Consider the following 18,481-nt stretch of genomic DNA (forward strand, 5'->3'; position numbering starts at 1 on the left):
GCACCGGTGAGACTTGGGAGGAAATCATGGCTCAGACAGTCACACTTAGCTTCGGCGCCCTGGCGGCGGCGGGGATTGCCCTGGCGGGGAGTGCGGCGCAGGCGGACACATGGCGCTATGCCTTTGAAGAGGCGATGACCGATGTGCAGGGCGTCTATGCGCAGAAGTTCAAGGCAGAGATCGAGGCGAAATCGGATCACGAGGTCCAGCTGTTCCCCTATGGCACGCTGGGCGAATCCGCGGACATCATGGAGCAAACTCAGGACGGCATCCTGCAGTTCGTGGATCAGTCGCCGGGCTTTACCGGCTCCTTGATCCCGGAGGCGCAGGTGTTCTTTGTGCCCTACCTGCTGCCGACCGATCAGGATCACCTGGCGCGCTTCTACAAGGAGAGCAAGGCGATCAACGGCATGTTCAAGCCGCTTTATGCCGATCAGGGGCTGGAGCTCTTGACCATGTTCCCCGAGGGCGAAGTGGCAATGACCACCAAGACGCCTGTCACCACCTGCGCCGATCTGGACGAGGTGAAGTTCAGGGTGATGACCAACCCCTTGCTGGTCGAAAGCTACAAGGCCTTTGGCGCCACCCCGACGCCGCTGCCCTGGGGCGAGGTCTATGGGGGGCTGCAGACCAATGTGATCCAGGGGCAGGAGAACCCGACGTTCTTCCTCTACTCGACCAAGATCTTTGAGGTCACCGATTACATCACCTATGCCGGCCACAACAATTTCACCACCGCGGTGATGGCCAACAAGGAGTTTTATGACGGCCTTAGCGCCGGGGACCAGCAGCTGGTGCAGAACGCGGCGCAGGCGGCCTATGACCACACCGTGGTCTACCAGCAGCAGGCGGCCGAGAGCGAGCTGGCCAAGATCATGGAGGCCAAGCCGGAGATGCAGGTGACGGTGCTGAACGACGATCAGCGCAGCTGCTTCAAGGAGGCGGCGGCTGAGGTCGAGGCCAAGTTCGTCGAGATGACCGGCGGCAGCGGTGCGGCGATCCTGGAGCAGCTGAAGGCAGATCTGGCGGCCACCGCCAACTGACGCCCGCCCTCAAATCAGTGCTGAGCGGGTCCTGCCCGCTCAGCAGCACCCGGACCTTGGGAGGACACCATGCACCAGACACACGCGTCAGCGCTGCCCGGATTTCTGGGGGTGATCGACAGCGCCATCAGCCGCACCGAATCGTTCCTGCTGGCTGCCGGTGTCCTGCTGATGGCCGCCAATACCGTGGCCAATGTGGTGGGGCGGTTTGCGCTGGGCAATTCCCTCTTCTTTACCGAAGAGCTGAACCGGATTCTGATTATCCTGATCACCTTTGCCGGCATCAGCTATGCCGCGCGCCATGCCCGCCACATCCGGATGTCGGCACTGTATGACGCGCTGCCGCCGGGGGCCCGCAAGGCGCTGATGGTGGCGATTTCGCTGGTCACCGCCGGCTTCATGTTCCTGCTGTGCTTTTACGCGGTGACATACATCGGCGCGCAGGCGGCGAGGGGGCGGCTGCTGCCGGCCTTGCAGATCCCGGTCTGGGTGATCTTGGTCTGGTTGCCTGCCGGCTTCTTCATGACCGGCATGCAGTACCTGCTGACCGCGGTGCGCAACCTGACCTCTCCCGGCATCTACCTCTCGACCCGTGTGCAGGAGGGATACGGGAACGCGGAAGAAATCGAAATCTGAGGGCGGACCGATGGCTGCAACTATTTTCCTGACCATGATTGTCCTGCTGCTGCTGGGCTTTCCGATGATGATCCCGCTGATTGCCGGCGCGTTCATCGGCTTTCTGATGCTGTTCGGCGATCTGGCCCGGACCGAGACCATGGTGCAGCAGATGCTGGCGGGAATCCGGCCCGCGTCGCTGATTGCGGTGCCGATGTTCATCTTTGCCGCCGATATCATGACCCGCGGCCAGTCGGCGGGACGGCTGATCAATGTGGTGATGGCCTATGTCGGACATATCCGCGGCGGGCTGGCGATCTCCACCGCCGCCGCCTGCACCATGTTCGGGGCGGTGTCCGGCTCGACCCAGGCGACGGTGGTTGCCATCGGCTCGCCGCTGCGTCCGCGGATGCTGCAGGCGGGCTACAAGGACAGCTTTGTGCTGGCCCTGATCGTCAATGCCAGCGACATTGCGTTCCTGATCCCGCCCTCGATCGGGATGATCATCTACGGGGTGGTCTCCAGCACCTCGATTGCCGAGCTGTTCATTGCCGGCATCGGTCCCGGGCTGCTGATCCTGCTGCTGTTTTCGGCCTATGCCTACATCCATGCGGTGCGCAACAACGTGCCGACCGAGCCCAAGGCCACCTGGGGCGAGCGGTTTCAGACCATGCGGCAGGCGCTGTGGCCGATGGGGTTCCCGGTGATCATCATCGGCGGCATCTACGGCGGCGTGTTCAGCCCGACCGAGGCGGCGGCGGCCTGCGTGCTATACGCGCTGGTGCTGGAGGTGATCGTGTTCCGCTCGATGACACTGGCGGATGTCTATGACACCGCCAAATCGACCGGGCTGATCACCGCCATCGTGTTCATCCTGGTGGGGGCGGGGGCGGCGTTTTCCTGGGTGATCTCATTCGCGCAGGTGCCGCAGCAGATCCTCGGCGCCATCGGTATTGCCGAGATGGGCGCCATCGGGGTGCTGTTCGTGATCTCCATCGCCTTCTTCATCGGCTGCATGTTTGTCGATCCCATCGTGGTGATCCTGGTGCTGGTGCCGGTGTTTGCACCGGTGGTGAAATCGGTGGGGCTGGACCCGGTGCTGGTCGGCACCATCATCACCCTGCAGGTTGCGATCGGCTCCGCCACGCCGCCCTTCGGCTGCGATATCTTCACCGCCATTGCCGTGTTCAAACGCCCCTATGCCGAGGTGGTGCGCGGCACGCCCCCCTTCATCCTGATGCTCTTGGGGGTGTCGGTGGCGCTGATCTTCTTCCCGCAGATTGCGCTGTTCCTGCGTGACCTGGCCTTTGCCAAATAAGGAGGCGCGGAAGTGTTCACATCCATTCTGGTGCCCTTCGACGGCTCGCAAGGGGCGGAGGCCGCGCTGGCCAAGGCTGCAGGGCTGGCGCAGCTGTGCGGGGCGGAGCTGACTCTGCTGACGGTCTACCGGCATCATTCGCTGCTGGAGGCATCGATGCATATGGTGCGCCCCGATCATCCGGAGGATCTGGACGAGATCATGCGCAGCCACGCCAGGGAGGTGGCCGAGCGCGGCAAGGCTTTGGCGGCGGCGGGCGGCGTTCAATGCCCCCGCGCCTTTGTCAAAAGCGGCCCGGTGGCGCGCACCATCACGGGGTTTGCCAGGGAACACGGGCATGACCTGATCGTGATCGGCAGCCGCGGGCTGGGTTCGCTGGAGGGGGTCCTGCTGGGCAGTGTCTCCCACAAGGTGACGAGCCTGGCGCAAATCCCGGTTCTTGTTGTCTAGGAAAGCTGAAAATGGCCCCTGATATCCATTCCACGCCCTCGCGCGTTCCGGCCCGGCTGGACGATCGCCCCGTGAAGAAACGGATCGCCTTGGTGGCGCTGGCGACCGATCACACGTCGGAGCGCGACTTTGCCCGGATCTGCGACCCGGACCGGGTGGGCGTCTACGTGAACCGCATCGCCTTCGAGAATCCGACCACCAAGGAAACACTGCTGCAGACCGGCCCGCGGCTGACAGGCGCCGCGGCGCAGATCCTGCCGGAGGAAGTGGTGGATGTGGTGGCCTATGGCTGCACCGCGGCCTCCATCGTCTTGGGGAATGATGCGGTCAGCCGCCATTTGAACGCCGCCAAGCCGGGCGCGCCTTGTGTCACCCCCAGCTCTGCCGCCTTTGCCGCGTTCAAGGCGCTGGGGGTCAGGCGGGTGTCGGTGCTGACGCCCTACAGCGCGCAGGTGACGGATGAGCTGGCGCAGTATTTTGCCGCGCATGGGCCGGAGGTGGTCAATGCCGCCTGTTTCGGCCTGACTGACGACCGGCAGATGGCGCGGATCTCCGAAGACAGCATTATCGAGGCGGGGATTGCTGCCTGTGACCGGCAGGCGGATGCGCTTTTCCTGTCCTGCACCGCGCTGCGCGCCGCCGCCTGCGTGCAGCGGATCGAGGACCATCTGGGCAGGCCGGTGGTCTCCTCCAACCAGGCGATGGTGTGGCGCTGCCTGCGTCTGGCGGGGATCAGTGATCCGGTGCCGGGCTACGGCCGGCTTTTTGAACTCTAACCAGGCAAGGCAAGTCCGATGACAAAGAAAATCACCCTACAGGACAGCTATCAGGCCCGGGCGCGGATTGCCGGGCGCATCCGGCGGACCGCCCTTGTGGAGTCGCCGTCACTCAGCTCTTTGACCGGCGGGCAGGTCTCGCTGAAGCTGGAGAACAGCCAGATCACCGGCAGCTTCAAGCTGCGCGGCGCAACCAATGCGGTGCTGTCGCTGACCGAGGCGCAGCGCGCGGCGGGGGTTGTGGGTGTCTCCACCGGCAACCACGGGCGCGGGCTGGCCTATGCGGCGGCGCAGGCCGGGGTGCGCTGCGTCATCTGCATGTCGGAGCTGGTGCCGCGAAACAAGGTCGAAGGCATCAAATCCCACGGCGCCGAGGTGCGGATCAAAGGCCACTCGCAGGATGACGCGCAGGTGGAGGTGGACCGGCTGGTGGCAGAGGGCATGACCATGCTGCCGCCCTTCGACCACCGCGGTATCATTGCAGGCCAAAGCACCGTGGCGCTGGAAATGCTGGAACAGGCGCCGGATTTGGAGACGGTGCTGGTGCCCTTGTCGGGCGGCGGGCTGATTTCCGGCGTGGCGATGGTGATGAAGGCGGTGAATCCGGCGATCCGGGTGATCGGCGTCAGCATGGAGCGCGGCGCGGCAATGCATGCCAGCCTGCAGGCCGGCAAGCCGGTTCAGGTCGAGGAACTGCCGACCCTTGCCGACTCCCTGGGCGGCGGTATCGGGCTGGACAACGCCTATACCTTCGAGATGACCAAGGCGCTGGTGGATGATGTGGTGCTGGTTTCCGAGGCGGAGATCGCCGCGGCCATCCGCCATGCCTATTTCCAGGAGCGGCAGGTGATCGAAGGTTCCGGCAGTGTCGGCATTGCGGCGCTGCTGGCGGGCAGGATCGAAAATCCGGGGTGCTGTGTGTCGCTTGTCAGCGGCCAGAACATAGACATGGCGCTGCACAGACACATCATTGACGGTGAGGATGTGGCTGCGGCGGCTGAGACCAAGGGAGGCGCGGATGCCTGATATCAAGATCCTGACCGAAGCTGATCTGCGCCAGGCCATCGCGCTGGACGGCGATGCGGTGGCCTGCGTGGAGGAGGCGTTCCGCCTGCTCGCCACCAGGGAGGTGCAGATGCCGCCGATCCTGAGCTTTCCCGTGCCGGAGCATAACGGCGAGGTGGATGTGAAGACAGCCTATGTGCCGGGGCTGGACGGCTTTGCCGTCAAGATGAGCCCCGGGTTCTTTGACAATCCCAGGCTGGGGCTGCCGAGCCTCAACGGGCTGATGGTGCTGTTTGATGCCAGAACCGGCATCGTGCGGGCGGTGCTGTTGGACAACGGCTATTTGACCGATGTGCGCACGGCTGCGGCTGGCGCGGTGGCGGCCAGATATCTGTCGTGCGCCGGCAGCACGGTTGCGGGTATCCTGGGCAGCGGCATTCAGGCGCGGCTGCAGCTGGAAGCGCTGACGCTGGTGCGCGGCATCAAACGGGCGGTGATCTGGGGGCGGGATGCGGCAAAGGCCGAAGCCTGCGCCCGCGATTGCGCGGAGAAGCTGGGCATTGAGGTCACCACCGGCAGCATTGCGGATGTGATGGCGGCGGCGGATATTGTTGTGACCACCACGCCCTCCTGTGAGCCGCTGATCTTCGGGGCGATGCTGCGCCCGGGCCAGCATGTGACGGCGATGGGCTCGGACGCCGATTACAAGACGGAACTGGCGCCGGATGTGATCCCGGCCGCCACGCTGTTTGCCGCGGACCGGCTGGCGCAATCGGTGAAACAGGGCGAGCTGCGCCCGGCGCTGGCTGCGGGCACGGTTACGGACACAGGCCAATTCGCGGAACTGGGCCAAATCATTGCGGGCCAGAAGCCGGGCCGTGCGTCGGACATGGATATCACCGTCTGCGACCTGACCGGAACCGGCGTGCAGGACACCGCCATCGCCACCCTTGCCGGTGCCCGCGCAGACGCGGCGGCCGCCGGAACCACCATCACCAGCTGACCAATCAGGACCTTAGCATATGGCAAACCCCAAGCTGTGTTTCCCCCGCGCTGAATATCAAGAGCGCCTGGACAAGACCCGCAATGAGATGGCCCGCCGCGGGCTGGATCTTCTGATCGTCACCGATCCTTCGAACATGAACTGGCTGACCGGCTATGACGGCTGGTCCTTCTATGTGCATCAATGCGTTGTTGTCAGCCTGGAGGGTGAACCGATTTGGTACGGCCGCGGCCAGGACGCCAACGGTGCCTTGCGCACCTGCTACATGGATCCCGCCAATATCATCGGCTACCCGGACCATTACGTGCAGTCGGCCGAGCGGCATCCGATGGATTACCTGTCGGCGCAGCTGAAGGACCGCGGGCTGGACGGCGGCAGCATCGGCGTCGAGATGGACAATTACTATTTCACCGCCGCGGCCTATGCTTCCCTGCAGACACATCTGCCGAATGCGCGGTTCGCCGATGCCAATGCGCTGGTCGGCTGGCAGCGGGCGGTGAAATCGGAGGCCGAGCTCGCCTACATGCGGCAGGCGGGCAAGATCGTTGGGCGGATGCACCAGCGGATCTTTGACAAGGTCGAGCCGGGGATGCGCAAATGCGATCTGGTGGCCGATATCTATGACGCCGCGCTGCGCTATGACGAGGCCACAGGCATTGGCGGCGATTATCCTGCCATCGTGCCGCTGCTGCCCTCGGGGCCTGATGCCGCCGCGCCGCATCTGACCTGGGACGACCTGCCGATGAACTCCGGCGAGGGCACCTTTTTCGAGATTGCGGGCGTGGTGCACCGCTATCATTGCCCGCTGTCGCGCACCGTGTTCCTGGGCAAGCCGACGCAGACCTTCCTGGACGCGGAACAGGCGGTGCTGGAGGGCATGGAGGCGGGGCTGGAAATGGCCAAGGCCGGCAACACCTGCGAGGATATCGCCAAGGCGTTCTTCAAGGTGCTGAAGACACATGGCATCGAGAAGGACAACCGCACCGGCTATCCGATCGGCGTCTCCTACCCGCCGGACTGGGGCGAGCGCACCATGTCGCTGCGCCCCGGCGACACCACCGTCTTGCAGGAAAACATGACCTTCCACTTCATGACCGGCCTGTGGATGGAGGATTGGGGCTTTGAGATCACCGAAAGCATCCGCATCGGTAAAAACGGTCCGGAGTGCCTGTCCGATGTGCCGCGCAAGATGTTCGTGAAGGACTGAGCCATGAAGCCGAATCCGATTTCCCCCAATATCCCGCTGGACCAGGACGGGGTGCACCACGGCCACCTGTGGCTTCCCCACAGCCGCGACGACTCGGCCTGGGGCGCGGTGATGATCCCGCTGACAGTGATCAGGAACGGCGAGGGACCGACCGCGCTGCTGACCGGTGCCAACCACGGGGATGAATACGAAGGCCCGATTGCCCTGCATGAGCTGGCCGCCGCCACCCGCGCGGAGGACGTAACCGGGCGACTGATCATCGTTCCGGCCTTCAACTATCCCGCGTTCCGCGCCGGTACCCGCACCTCGCCCATCGACAAGGGCAACATGAACCGCGCCTTTCCAGGCCGTCCGGACGGCACCGTGACAGAGAAGATCGCCGACTATTTCCAGACCGTGCTGCTGCCGATGGCGGATCTGGCGGTGGATTTCCATTCCGGCGGCAAGACGCTGGATTTCGTGCCCTTTGCCGCCGCCCATATCCTGGAGGACACAGCGACACAGCACGCCTGCTTTGCCGCAATGAAGGCGTTCAACGCACCGTATTCGGTGCAGCTGTTGGAGATTGACAGCGTTGGCATGTACGACACCGCGGTCGAGGAGATGGGCAAGGTTCTGGTCACCACCGAGCTGGGCGGCGGCGGCTCCTCTTCCGCGCGCACCAATGCAATTGCCAAGAAGGGCCTGCGTAACGTACTGATCCATTTCGGCATCCTGCAGGGCGAAATACAGCTGGATGAGACCGTGAACATCACGATGCCTGACGGCAACTGCTACCTGTTCAGCGAGGGCGACGGGCTGTTTGAGATCATGGCGGATCTGGGTGCAACGGTCAGCAAAGGCGATCTGGTGGCCCGGGTCTGGCCGCTGGACCGCACCGGCCAGCCGCCGGTGGAATACCGCGCCCGCCGGGACGGGCTGGTGATCAGCCGCCATTTTCCCGGCCTGATCCAGTCCGGCGACTGTGTTGCTGTCATCGGCGTGGCCGGGGACTGAACGGGGGCTGAAGGAAGGGAACCAATGCAACTGGACCAGCGCGACCTTGACATTCTGCGTGTGCTCTCAACCGAGGGCCGCATCACCAAGGCCGCGCTGGCCGACCGGATCGGCCTGTCCCCGACTCCGTGCTGGGACCGGCTCAAAAAGCTGGAGCAGGCCGGGCTGATCGAAGGCTACAGCGCCCGCATCAATCTGAAGAAACTGGCGCCGCATGTGACGGTGTTTGTGGCGGCCGAGATTGCCGATCACACCGCCGCCAGCTTCCGCGCGTTCGAGGCGGCGATGCAGCGCTATGACGAGGTTACCGCCTGCTGGGCGCTGGGCGGCGGGTTCGATTACCTGCTGCAGATCGTCACCCGCGACATCGACGCCTATCAGCGGCTGATCGACGAGATGCTGGACGCCCGCATCGGCCTCAGCCGTTATTTCACCTATGTGGTGACCAAGCCGGTAAAAGGTGCGGGCGCACCGCCGTTGGATGTTTTGCTGGCGCAGGAGTGATCCAACGCGAAAGCGTCTGATTGGCAGCTGTTTTCTCTGCAAGCCCCGGCAACTTCAGTCACTTCCTCTTTCGGAAACGGGCACAGTCCTCTGCAAGACGTGAGGAGGACAATCATGACCGAGACCGCTCTCTCTGCCCGTGCGGACATTTCCGATAAGGCGCTGGTGCGCTCTTTTTCCTACATAAATGGCAAATGGTGCGCCGCAGGCAATGGCGAAACCTTCCCGGTCAGCGACCCGGCGGATGGCGCTGAGCTGGGCCATGTAGCGAGTTTGTCGGCAGAAGAATCCTCTGCTGCCGTGGACGCGGCGCAGGCCGCTTTCCCGGCCTGGGCAGGGCTGCTGCCGCAAGAGCGCGCCGCGATCCTGCGCCGCTGGTTCGAACTGCAACTGGAACATAAGGAAGACCTGGCCCGCATCATGGTTCTGGAGCAGGGCAAACCGCTGACGGAAGCGCGCGGCGAGATCGATTACGGCGCCGCCTTTGTGGAGTTCTATGCCGAGGAGGCCAAGCGCCCCAATATCGAGGGCGTCACCAGCCACCTGCCCGATGCCGAGGTCGAGCTGTGGCGCGAGCCGGTTGGGGTGGCGGCGCTGATCACGCCTTGGAACTTCCCCTCTGCCATGCTGACCCGCAAGGCGGCCGCCGCGCTGGCGGCGGGCTGCACCGTGGTGGCGCACCCTTCTGCCGAGACCCCGTTCAGCGCCCTGGCACTGGCGGAACTGGCAGAGCGTGCAGGCGTCCCGCCAGGGGTATTCAACGTGGTGACCGGCCACGCGCCTACGGTTGTCGAACCCTGGACCCGCGACACCCGCGTGCGGGCGCTGTCCTTCACCGGTTCCACCAATATCGGCAAGCTCCTCTACCGCCAGTCAGCGGACACTGTGAAACGGCTGGTGATGGAACTGGGCGGCCATGCGCCGGTGATCGTCTTCAAGGGCTGCGATCTGGACAAGGCGGTGGATGAGGCAATCAAGGCGAAATTTGCCACCTCCGGCCAGGATTGCCTGGGCGCCAACCGGATCTTTGTGGAGCGGCCCGTGTATACCGAGTTCTGCGCGAAGTTCACCGCAGCCGCCAAGGCCCTGACCATCGGCAAGGGCCTGGAGGATTGCGACCTCGGACCACTGATGAACGAAAAGGCAGTGCAAAAGCAGGAGGAGCATGTAGCGGACGCACTGGCCAAGGGTGCCACGCTGGCCTGCGGCGGCGGGCGGCATTCGCTGGGGCCGCTGTTTTATGAACCAACTGTCTTGACCGATGTATCGGTCGATGCCCTGATCATGCGCGAGGAGACCTTTGGTCCTGTGGCGCCCATCGCACCGTTTGACACTGAGGAAGAGGTGGTGGCGCGCGCCAATGACAGCGAATACGGCCTGGTGGCCTATGTCCACAGCCACGACCCGCGCCGGATCTACCGTCTGAGCCGGGCGCTGCAATACGGCATGGTGGCGGTGAACCGCACAAAGGTGACCGGCGCGCCGATCCCTTTTGGCGGCACCAAACAGTCCGGCCTGGGCCGCGAAGGCGCGCGGCTGGGCATGGAGGAATTCACCGAGATCAAATACGTTTGCCGCGACTGGGCCTGAGGCCTTCGCGAAGGAGAAAGGAAGCAAGATGCTGAAGAACGACCAACTCGACCAGTGGGACCGCGAGACCTTCTTTCACCCCTCGACCCATCTGGCCCAGCACGCCCGCGGTGAAAGCCCGAACCGGGTGATCAAGACCGCCTCCGGTGTCTTTATCGAAGACCGCGACGGCAACAGGCTGCTGGATGCCTTTGCCGGGCTTTATTGCGTGAACGCCGGCTATGGCCGCCAGGAGATCGCCGAGGCGATTGCTGATCAAGCGCGGGAGCTGGCCTATTACCATTCCTACGTCGGCCACGGCACCGAGGCCTCTATCACGCTGGCCAAGATGATCCTGGACCGGGCGCCGGAAAACATGTCCAAGGTCTATTTCGGCCTCGGCGGCTCGGACGCCAATGAAACCAACGTCAAGCTGATCTGGTATTACAACAACATCCTGGGCCGCCCGGAAAAGAAGAAGATCATCTCGCGCTGGCGCGGCTATCACGGCTCGGGGCTTGTGACCGGTTCACTGACCGGGCTGGAGCTGTTCCACAAGAAGTTCGACCTGCCGGTGGAGCAGGTGATCCACACCGAAGCCCCCTATTACTACCGCCGCGCGGATCTGGACCAGACCGAAGCGCAGTTCGTGGCCCATTGCGCGGCGGAGCTGGAAGCGCTGATCGAGCGTGAGGGTGCCGACACCATTGCCGCCTTCATCGGCGAGCCGGTGCTGGGCACCGGCGGCATCGTGCCGCCGCCTGCGGGCTATTGGGCGGCAATCCAGGCGGTGCTGAAGAAGCACGATATCCTGCTGGTTGCGGATGAGGTCGTCACTGGTTTCGGGCGTCTGGGCAGCATGTTCGGCTCGGACCACTATGGGATCGAGGCTGATATCATCACTATCGCCAAGGGCCTCACCTCGGCTTATGCGCCGCTGTCGGGGTCCATCGTTTCGGACAAGGTCTGGAAGGTGCTGGAGCAGGGCACAGACGAAAACGGCCCGATCGGCCACGGCTGGACCTATTCGGCGCACCCGATAGGGGCCGCTGCCGGCGTCGCCAACCTCAGGCTGATTGACGATCTGAATCTGGTGCAGAACGCTGGCGAGGTGGGCGCCTACCTGAACGCCACCATGGCGGAGGCTCTGTCGGGCCATGCCAACGTGGGCGAGGTGCGCGGGACCGGGATGCTCTGTGCCGTGGAGTTCGTGAAGGACAAGGACAGCCGCACTTTCTTTGATACAGCTGACAAGATCGGGCCGCAGATCTCGGCCAAGCTGCTGGAGCAGGACAAAGTCATCGCGCGCGCCATGCCGCAGGGCGATATTCTGGGCTTTGCGCCGCCGTTCTGCCTCAGCCGTGCAGAAGCCGATCAGGTGGTCGCTGCGACGCTGCGGGCGGTCCGGGCCGTGCTGGGCTGACCGCGTTCCCCGGGATGCTGCCCCAGCTGGGAGGCTGATGGCAGCCAGATGCAAAATTGGCATCAGGCAGCGTCGGGGCTGGCTGATGCCTTTGCGCTGCACCTGTTTGCACCAGTGCCAGGACACGAAAGCAACTGCATTGCCGCGGTCTCTGCCGGCCGGTTTCCGGCGTCATGTTCCCCGGTCCTGTCCAGGTGTCTTGATTCGCGGCCGCAAAAAGGTCAGGCGATCCGCCCAATGTTTAAGCAGAAACAGCCTGAGCGCAGGGGGCAGGCCGCCGGCTGACTTTACAGTTCGCTGGGGAACAGCCGAAGTTCCTGCCATGCCCGATGCCTTGTCCATCATTGTCGTTGAAGCGGATCGTGAACGCGCTTTCATGATCGTGGACGGGCTGCGCGAGGCAGGAAATTTCGACATCCAGGTGATTTCCGAGGCGGCAGGCCTTGCCCGGCGGGTACAGGCGCGCGACCCGGATGTGGTGCTCATCGACATCGAAAACCCTTCCCGGGACATGCTGGAAGAGCTGGCGCTGGCCACCGGTCCGAAGGAGAGGCCGGTGGCAATGTTCGTGGACCGCAGCGAAGACGGGCTGTCCGCTGCTGCGGTCGAGGCGGGGGTCTCGGCCTATGTTGTCGACGGGTTGCAGCCAGCCCGGCTGAAACCGGTTCTGGATGCCGCCATCGCCCGCTTCCGGATGTTCCAACGCATGCGGATCGAACTGGCCGAGGCCAAGCGCGCGCTGGAAGAGCGCAAGGTGATCGACCGGGCCAAAGGCATGATCATGAAAGCCCGCGGGATAGGCGAAGACGAAGCTTATGCGCTGCTTCGTAAGACCGCGATGGGTCAGAACAAGCGGCTGGCCGACGTGGCACAGGCGCTGGTGACGGCGGCTGGGCTCCTGTCATGACCGGCACCGTGATCCCAGCCGGTTTTGTCCCGCTGGCCGATGCCGCCCCGCTGATCATTGCCCAGGAAATAGGTTTTGCTGCCGAAGAGCGGTTGACGCTGGATCTGCGCCGAGCGCCGTCCTGGTCATCTCTGCGCGACATGCTGGCCTTTGGCCAGGTCGACGCCGCCCAGATGCTGGCGCCGGTCCCGGTGGCAGCCGCGCTTGGACTGGGGGGCATCAATGCGGAGTTTTCGGTTCTGTCGGTGTTGTCCGTCAATGGCACTGTCATTGGCGTCAGCCGCCGTCTCGCCCGAAAACTGGCCGCGATTGGCCATAGATTCACGTTTGACGATGCGGCGGCGGCCGGGCGTGATCTGATTGCTGCGGCAGGCAGGGATCTGCGGATCGGCGTGCCGTTTCCCTTTTCGATGCACGCCGAACTGCTCAAATACTGGCTGACAGCGCTGGGGCTGGCCCCACCGCAGGAGGCCGATATCGTTACGGTGCCGCCGCCGCTGATGGCAGATGCGATCCGCAGCGGAGAAATCGACGCATTTTGTGTCGGAGAGCCTTGGGGGTCGATGGCGGTCGAACAGGGGGCTGCTGTGCTGCTGCTGCCCGGGCGGGCGATCTGGTCTTTTGCACCGGAAAAGGTGCTGGCCGTCCGCAGCACATGGGCCGAAACCGAAAGTGACCTTTCTTCGCGGCTGATCCGGGTACTGTGGCGCGCGGGACGGTGGTTGTCAGACCCGTCTTCGCGCGGACTGGCGGCTGAGATCCTTTCCTCCCCTCGGTATCTTGATCTTCCGGCCGAGATAATCGAGCGCGCTTTTTCGGGAAAGTTCACAGTTACGCCGCAGGGGCAGCAGCGTCAGACCGCCGGATTCGTCGAATTTCATAGCGGCGCTGCTGGATTCCCATGGCAAAGCCAGGCGCAATGGATCGCGCTGCAGCTTGCCGAACGCAACGGGATTGACCGCAGCAAGGCGGTGGAAGCCGCCGGGCGGGTGTTCCGCAGCGATGTCTACCGGGCCGCGCTTAGCCGGACCGGGGCAGATTTACCCTCGGCATCCTCCAAACTGGAAGGCGCTCTGGCGGGCGAAATTGTCGTGGCGGGGGAATCGGGCCCGTTCAATCTTCTGACCAACCGGTTCTTTGATGGCCGTGTTTTTGATCCACAGGCGGAATGCTGATGAAAAAGCAGGCACCCGCCGCAGGCTGATGCCGCAATGCGGCATTTTGTGCCGCAAGTGCGAAAGAATTCTTTGGCGCGCGGCGGCCCGGAAGGCAAACTGAGGTCAGGCAGGCAATGGCGCCCGCCTGACAGATTTTCCCGAAGACCGGGTTTCACTGAGCAAAGCCGCTCGACCCGCCGCCACTCCTCCAGGCGGTGCGTGTCAGCGGCTTTTTTCTGTTCCGCCCCCTGGGCCGGACACAGCAAGGAAAAGGAAACAACCCGATGAAGACACTCATCATGGCGCTTGCGGCCTCCACCGCACTGACCGGACCGGCAGTGGCCAGAACGCTTGATCTGGAAAAGGATGTGCTGACCTTCGGCTTTATCAAGTTGACGGATATGGCGCCGCTGGCGGTTGCTTACGAGCAGGGGTTTTTCGACGATGAAGGCCTGTTTGTCACGCTGGAAGCGCAGGCCAACTGGAAAGTGCTGCTGGACGGCGTCATCGACGGCACCCTGGACGGCGCCCACATGCTGGCGGGGCAGCCACTGGCGGCGACCATCGGCTATGGCACCGAGGCGCATATCATCACGCCGTTTTCCATGGATCTGAACGGCAACGGCATCACCCTGTCCAACGAGGTCTGGGAGATGATGAAGCCGAACCTGCCGACCGATGCGGACGGCAAGATCGCGCATCCGATCTCTGCCTCCTATCTGAAGCCGGTGATCGAGGACTTCAACGCCAAGGGCAAACCCTTCAACATGGGCATGGTGTTTCCGGTCTCGACCCACAATTACGAGCTGCGCTACTGGCTGGCAGCGGGCGGCATCAACCCTGGCTACTACAGCCCGGAAAATGTGACAGGCCAGATCGCCGCCGAGGCCTTTCTGTCGGTGACCCCGCCGCCGCAGATGCCCGCCACGCTGGAGGCCGGCACCATCTCCGGCTACTGCGTGGGCGAGCCGTGGAACCAGCAGGCGGTGTTCAAGGGCATCGGCGTGCCGGTCATCACCGACTACGAGCTGTGGAAGAACAACCCGGAAAAGGTCTTTGGCATTACCGCCGAGTTTGCCGAGGAATACCCCAACACCACGCTGGCCGTCGTCAAGGCGCTGATCCGCGCTGCAATGTGGCTGGACGAGAGCGAAAATGCGAACCGCCCGGCTGCGGTGGAGATTCTAAGCCGACCGGAATACGTCGGCGCCGATCCCGAGGTCATTGCCAATTCGATGACCGGCACTTTCGAGTATGAAAAGGGCGACAAGCGCGCGGTGCCGGACTTCAACGTCTTCTTCCGCTACAACGCGACCTATCCCTATTACTCGGATGCGGTTTGGTATCTGACCCAGATGCGCCGCTGGGGTCAGATCCCGGACCCCAAGCCCGACAGCTGGTTCGATGAGATCGCCAGATCCGTCTACAAGCCGGACATTTACCTGGAGGCCGCCCGCTTGCTGGTCGAGGAAGGGCTGGCAAATGAGGCCGGTTTTCCTTGGGACAGCGACGGTTACAAGGTGCCGACCCCGGCCGCAGATATCATCGACGGCATCCCCTACGACGGCAAACATCCCAACGCATATCTCGAAAGCCTGCCGATCGGCCTCAAGGGCAAGCAGACCGTGACCGGCAACGCCGTTCAGGGCTGACCTGCCCGCTGCAGGAAGGGAGAGCGGCCAAAGTTCTGCCGCGCGCCGCCGCCGCCCTTCTTCTCAATGCTGACCCTTACCAAAGGATCCCGCCATGACCGCCACCGACCCCGCATCGCTCAGTTCCGAAGCCCGCCGTGCGCGGCTTTTCACCCGCATCAATAGGGCCGACGCCTGGTTCCAGGTTCTGGGCCTGGCCTGGATCACGCCGCTCATCAAAGCCGCTGCCGGCGACAACCCCAAGGCCCAGATCAAGGAAATCTGGCGCCTGCTGGCAGTGCCGCTGCTGGCCATCATCGCGTTCCTGCTGCTCTGGGGTGCGCTGGCGCCACGGGTTCAGACCTCGCTGGGCGCCATTCCCGGCCCGGGGCAAGTCTGGGAGGAAGCCGTCAGTCTGCATCAGGACGCGCAGGCCAAGGCCGTCAAGGAAGCGGCCTTTTATGAGCGGGTGGAGCAGCGCAATGAGAGGCTGATCAGGCAGGGCAAGGCCGACCAGGCCAAGCATATCCCCTATACCGGCGCGCCGAGCTTTTATGATCAGATCTGGACCTCGATCCAGACCGTATTCTTCGGCTTCCTGATAGCCTCTGCGGTGGCGATCCCGCTGGGCATCCTCGCCGGGCTCTCGCCTGTCGCCAATGCCGCCATCAACCCGCTGGTGCAGATCTTCAAGCCTGTATCGCCGCTGGCCTGGCTGCCGATCGTTACAATGATCGTTTCGGCCGTTGCAGCCTCGGGCGACGGGCTGTTCGCCAAGTCGTTCCTGGTGTCTGCCATCACCGTCACCCTGTGCTCGCTGTGGCCGACTCTGATCAACACGGCGCTGGGCGTTGCTTCGATCGACAAGGATCTGGTCAACGTCTCCAAGGTGCTGAAAATGAACACCTATGCCAAGGTGACCAAGCTGGTGCTGCCCTCGGCCCTGCCGCTGATCTTCACCGGGCTGCGGCTTTCGCTGGGGGTTGGCTGGATGGTGCTGATCGCTGCCGAGATGCTGGCGCAGAATCCCGGACTTGGCAAATTCGTCTGGGACGAATTCCAGAACGGCTCCTCCTCGTCGCTGGCCAAGATCATTGTTGCGGTGCTGACCATCGGCATCATCGGCTTCCTGCTGGACCGGGTGATGTTCGCGCTGCAGTCGCTGTTCACCTTCTCGAACAACCGGTGACCGTCATGAGCATTCTAGAATTCACCAATGTCTGCAAAAGCTTCGGCGAAGGCGCACACCGCAGTGATGTGCTGAAGAACATCAGCCTCAGCGTTCAGGAGGGCGAATTCCTGGTGCTTCTCGGTTTCTCCGGAACAGGCAAGACGACGCTGGTCAACCTGATGGCCGGGCTGGAGAGGCCGACCTCCGGCAGCGTCACCTTCAAGGGGCAGAAAATCACCGGCCCCGGCCCCGAACGCGGCGTAATCTTTCAAAGCTATTCGCTGATGCCCTGGCTGACGGTGGCGGGCAACGTCGGGCTGGCGGTGGACACCATCTTTCCCGGCCTGCCCAAGGGTGAAAAACAGGCCAAGGTGGACCGTTACGTCAGGATGGTCGGCCTGAGCCACGCCACTCATCGCCGCCCGGCTGAACTCTCCGGCGGCATGCGCCAGCGGGTCAACGTGGCCCGCGCCTTGGCGATGGATCCGGAGGTCCTGCTGCTGGACGAGCCGCTGTCGGCGCTGGATGCGCTGACCCGCGCCAATCTGGCGGATGAGATCGAGATGATCTGGGAGGCGGACAAGAAGACCTGCGTGCTGATCACCAATGACGTGGATGAGGCAATTCTGCTGGCGGACCGCATCATCGCGCTGAACCCGGATGGATCGCTGGGGAGGGAGTTTAAGGTTTCACTGTCCCGTCCGCGCGACCGCAGCGCCATGAACCATGACAAGACCTTCAAGGCTTTGCGCGCTGAGGTCACCGGGTACCTGATGGACGCAGGCATCAAGTCCCGGGCCGGGGATACCAAATTACTGCCAAATGTGACGCCGGTTCACGGCCTGCCTGCTGCTGTCGCCGAGGCCAGAAAGTCGATGGTTGACGAACGCTATCTCGACTTTTCTCAGCTTTACAAGGTCTACCCGACTCCCAAGGGGCCATTGACGGTGGTCGAAAATTTCGATCTCAAGATCGACAAGGGAGAGTTCATCTCGCTGATCGGCCACTCGGGCTGCGGCAAGTCCACCGTGCTGACCATGGCGGCGGGGCTGAACTCCATCTCCCAGGGGGCGATCAAGCTGGACCGCCGCCACGTCGAAGGTGCTGATCCGGAGCGTGCCGTTGTGTTCCAGTCGCCGAACCTGTTTCCATGGCTGACCGCGCGCGAGAATTGCGCCATCGGTGTGGACAAGGTTTATCCCAAGGCATCTCAGGCAGAGCGGCAGGATGTGGTGGAACACTATCTCGAGCGCGTCGGCCTGGGGGATGCGATGGAAAAGCCCGCGCATGCGATGTCGAACGGCATGCAGCAGCGGGTTGGCATCGCCCGCGCCTTTGCGCTGTCGCCCAAGCTGCTGCTGCTCGATGAACCCTTCGGCATGCTCGACAGCCTGACCCGCTGGGAGCTGCAGGAGGTGTTGATGGAGGTCTGGTCCCGCACCAAGGTCACCGCGATCTGCGTCACCCATGACGTCGACGAGGCGATCCTGTTGGCCGACCGGGTTGTGATGATGACCAACGGCCCGCAGGCCACCATCGGCAAGATCACAAAGGTGGACCTGCCGCGCCCGCGTACCCGCAAGGCGCTGCTGGAGCACCCGGATTACTACACCTACCGGCAGGAGGTGCTCGATTTCCTGGAGGAATACGAGCACGGGGCCAAGCCGGCCCCCAAACCGGCCGCAGACAAGATTGCAGCGGAGTGA

At 63.5% G+C, this 18,481-nt stretch carries 17 protein-coding genes; all 17 read left to right on the forward strand.

What is annotated here, in order from left to right; translation table 11 throughout:
• Nucleotides 1–26 precede the first annotated feature (26 nt).
• The 17 genes from OKQ63_RS00430 to OKQ63_RS00510 all read left to right on the forward strand — a co-directional run bounded on the left by OKQ63_RS00430 (nucleotide 27) and on the right by OKQ63_RS00510 (nucleotide 18,481).
• Nucleotides 27–1,043, forward strand: a complete 1,017-nt coding sequence (locus tag OKQ63_RS00430) for a TRAP transporter substrate-binding protein (protein ID WP_264212032.1) — start codon at nucleotides 27–29, stop codon at nucleotides 1,041–1,043.
• Nucleotides 1,044–1,112: 69 nt separating this feature from the next.
• Nucleotides 1,113–1,679 (forward strand): TRAP transporter small permease, encoded by a 567-nt coding sequence (locus tag OKQ63_RS00435; RefSeq protein ID WP_264212033.1) that lies wholly within the window; start codon nucleotides 1,113–1,115, stop codon nucleotides 1,677–1,679.
• A 10-nt stretch (nucleotides 1,680–1,689) separates the two neighbouring features.
• Complete coding sequence (locus OKQ63_RS00440) at nucleotides 1,690–2,976, forward strand: TRAP transporter large permease (RefSeq protein WP_264212034.1); 1,287 nt, start codon at nucleotides 1,690–1,692, stop codon at nucleotides 2,974–2,976.
• Nucleotides 2,977–2,988: 12 nt separating this feature from the next.
• The gene (locus OKQ63_RS00445; RefSeq protein ID WP_264212035.1) at nucleotides 2,989–3,426 is read left to right on the forward strand and encodes a universal stress protein; all 438 of its coding nucleotides are present in this window, start codon (nucleotides 2,989–2,991) and stop codon (nucleotides 3,424–3,426) included.
• Between the two features lie 11 nt (nucleotides 3,427–3,437).
• Nucleotides 3,438–4,202: an ectoine utilization protein EutA gene (gene eutA, locus OKQ63_RS00450; protein WP_264212036.1), complete on the forward strand. Its 765-nt coding sequence runs from the start codon at nucleotides 3,438–3,440 to the stop codon at nucleotides 4,200–4,202.
• 18 nt (nucleotides 4,203–4,220) lie between these two features.
• The gene (gene eutB / locus OKQ63_RS00455) at nucleotides 4,221–5,228 is read left to right on the forward strand and encodes a hydroxyectoine utilization dehydratase EutB (RefSeq protein WP_264212037.1); all 1,008 of its coding nucleotides are present in this window, start codon (nucleotides 4,221–4,223) and stop codon (nucleotides 5,226–5,228) included.
• The gene (locus OKQ63_RS00460; protein WP_264212038.1) at nucleotides 5,221–6,210 is read left to right on the forward strand and encodes a cyclodeaminase; all 990 of its coding nucleotides are present in this window, start codon (nucleotides 5,221–5,223) and stop codon (nucleotides 6,208–6,210) included. Before eutB ends, OKQ63_RS00460 begins: the two co-directional genes overlap by 8 nt.
• Before the next feature lie 19 nt (nucleotides 6,211–6,229).
• A complete protein-coding gene (gene doeA, locus OKQ63_RS00465; RefSeq protein ID WP_264212039.1) occupies nucleotides 6,230–7,417 on the forward strand; it encodes an ectoine hydrolase DoeA in 1,188 nt (395 codons plus the stop codon).
• 3 nt (nucleotides 7,418–7,420) lie between these two features.
• Nucleotides 7,421–8,413 (forward strand): N(2)-acetyl-L-2,4-diaminobutanoate deacetylase DoeB, encoded by a 993-nt coding sequence (doeB, locus tag OKQ63_RS00470; protein ID WP_264212040.1) that lies wholly within the window; start codon nucleotides 7,421–7,423, stop codon nucleotides 8,411–8,413.
• A gap of 24 nt (nucleotides 8,414–8,437) precedes the next feature.
• Complete coding sequence (locus OKQ63_RS00475; RefSeq protein ID WP_264212041.1) at nucleotides 8,438–8,917, forward strand: Lrp/AsnC family transcriptional regulator; 480 nt, start codon at nucleotides 8,438–8,440, stop codon at nucleotides 8,915–8,917.
• Between the two features lie 114 nt (nucleotides 8,918–9,031).
• On the forward strand, nucleotides 9,032–10,507 hold the full coding sequence (locus tag OKQ63_RS00480; protein ID WP_264212042.1) for an NAD-dependent succinate-semialdehyde dehydrogenase: 1,476 nt from the start codon (nucleotides 9,032–9,034) through the stop codon (nucleotides 10,505–10,507).
• Nucleotides 10,508–10,535: 28 nt separating this feature from the next.
• Complete coding sequence (locus OKQ63_RS00485) at nucleotides 10,536–11,909, forward strand: aspartate aminotransferase family protein (protein WP_264212043.1); 1,374 nt, start codon at nucleotides 10,536–10,538, stop codon at nucleotides 11,907–11,909.
• Between the two features lie 322 nt (nucleotides 11,910–12,231).
• Nucleotides 12,232–12,816 carry an ANTAR domain-containing response regulator gene (locus OKQ63_RS00490; protein WP_264212044.1) on the forward strand — a complete coding sequence of 195 codons (585 nt, stop codon included), beginning with the start codon at nucleotides 12,232–12,234 and terminating at the stop codon, nucleotides 12,814–12,816.
• A complete protein-coding gene (locus OKQ63_RS00495) occupies nucleotides 12,813–13,991 on the forward strand; it encodes a CmpA/NrtA family ABC transporter substrate-binding protein (RefSeq protein ID WP_264212045.1) in 1,179 nt (392 codons plus the stop codon). The genes OKQ63_RS00490 and OKQ63_RS00495 overlap by 4 nt, the downstream gene beginning before the upstream one ends.
• A gap of 266 nt (nucleotides 13,992–14,257) precedes the next feature.
• Nucleotides 14,258–15,625 (forward strand): CmpA/NrtA family ABC transporter substrate-binding protein, encoded by a 1,368-nt coding sequence (locus OKQ63_RS00500; protein ID WP_264212046.1) that lies wholly within the window; start codon nucleotides 14,258–14,260, stop codon nucleotides 15,623–15,625.
• A gap of 94 nt (nucleotides 15,626–15,719) precedes the next feature.
• On the forward strand, nucleotides 15,720–16,793 hold the full coding sequence (locus tag OKQ63_RS00505) for an ABC transporter permease (RefSeq protein ID WP_264212047.1): 1,074 nt from the start codon (nucleotides 15,720–15,722) through the stop codon (nucleotides 16,791–16,793).
• Nucleotides 16,794–16,798: 5 nt separating this feature from the next.
• Nucleotides 16,799–18,481, forward strand: coding sequence for an ABC transporter ATP-binding protein (locus tag OKQ63_RS00510; RefSeq protein WP_264212048.1), 1,683 nt, complete (start codon nucleotides 16,799–16,801; stop codon nucleotides 18,479–18,481).

The sequence above is a fragment of the Leisingera thetidis genome (genome assembly GCF_025857195.1).
In the GTDB taxonomy this organism is placed as follows: Bacteria; Pseudomonadota; Alphaproteobacteria; order Rhodobacterales; family Rhodobacteraceae; genus Leisingera; species Leisingera thetidis.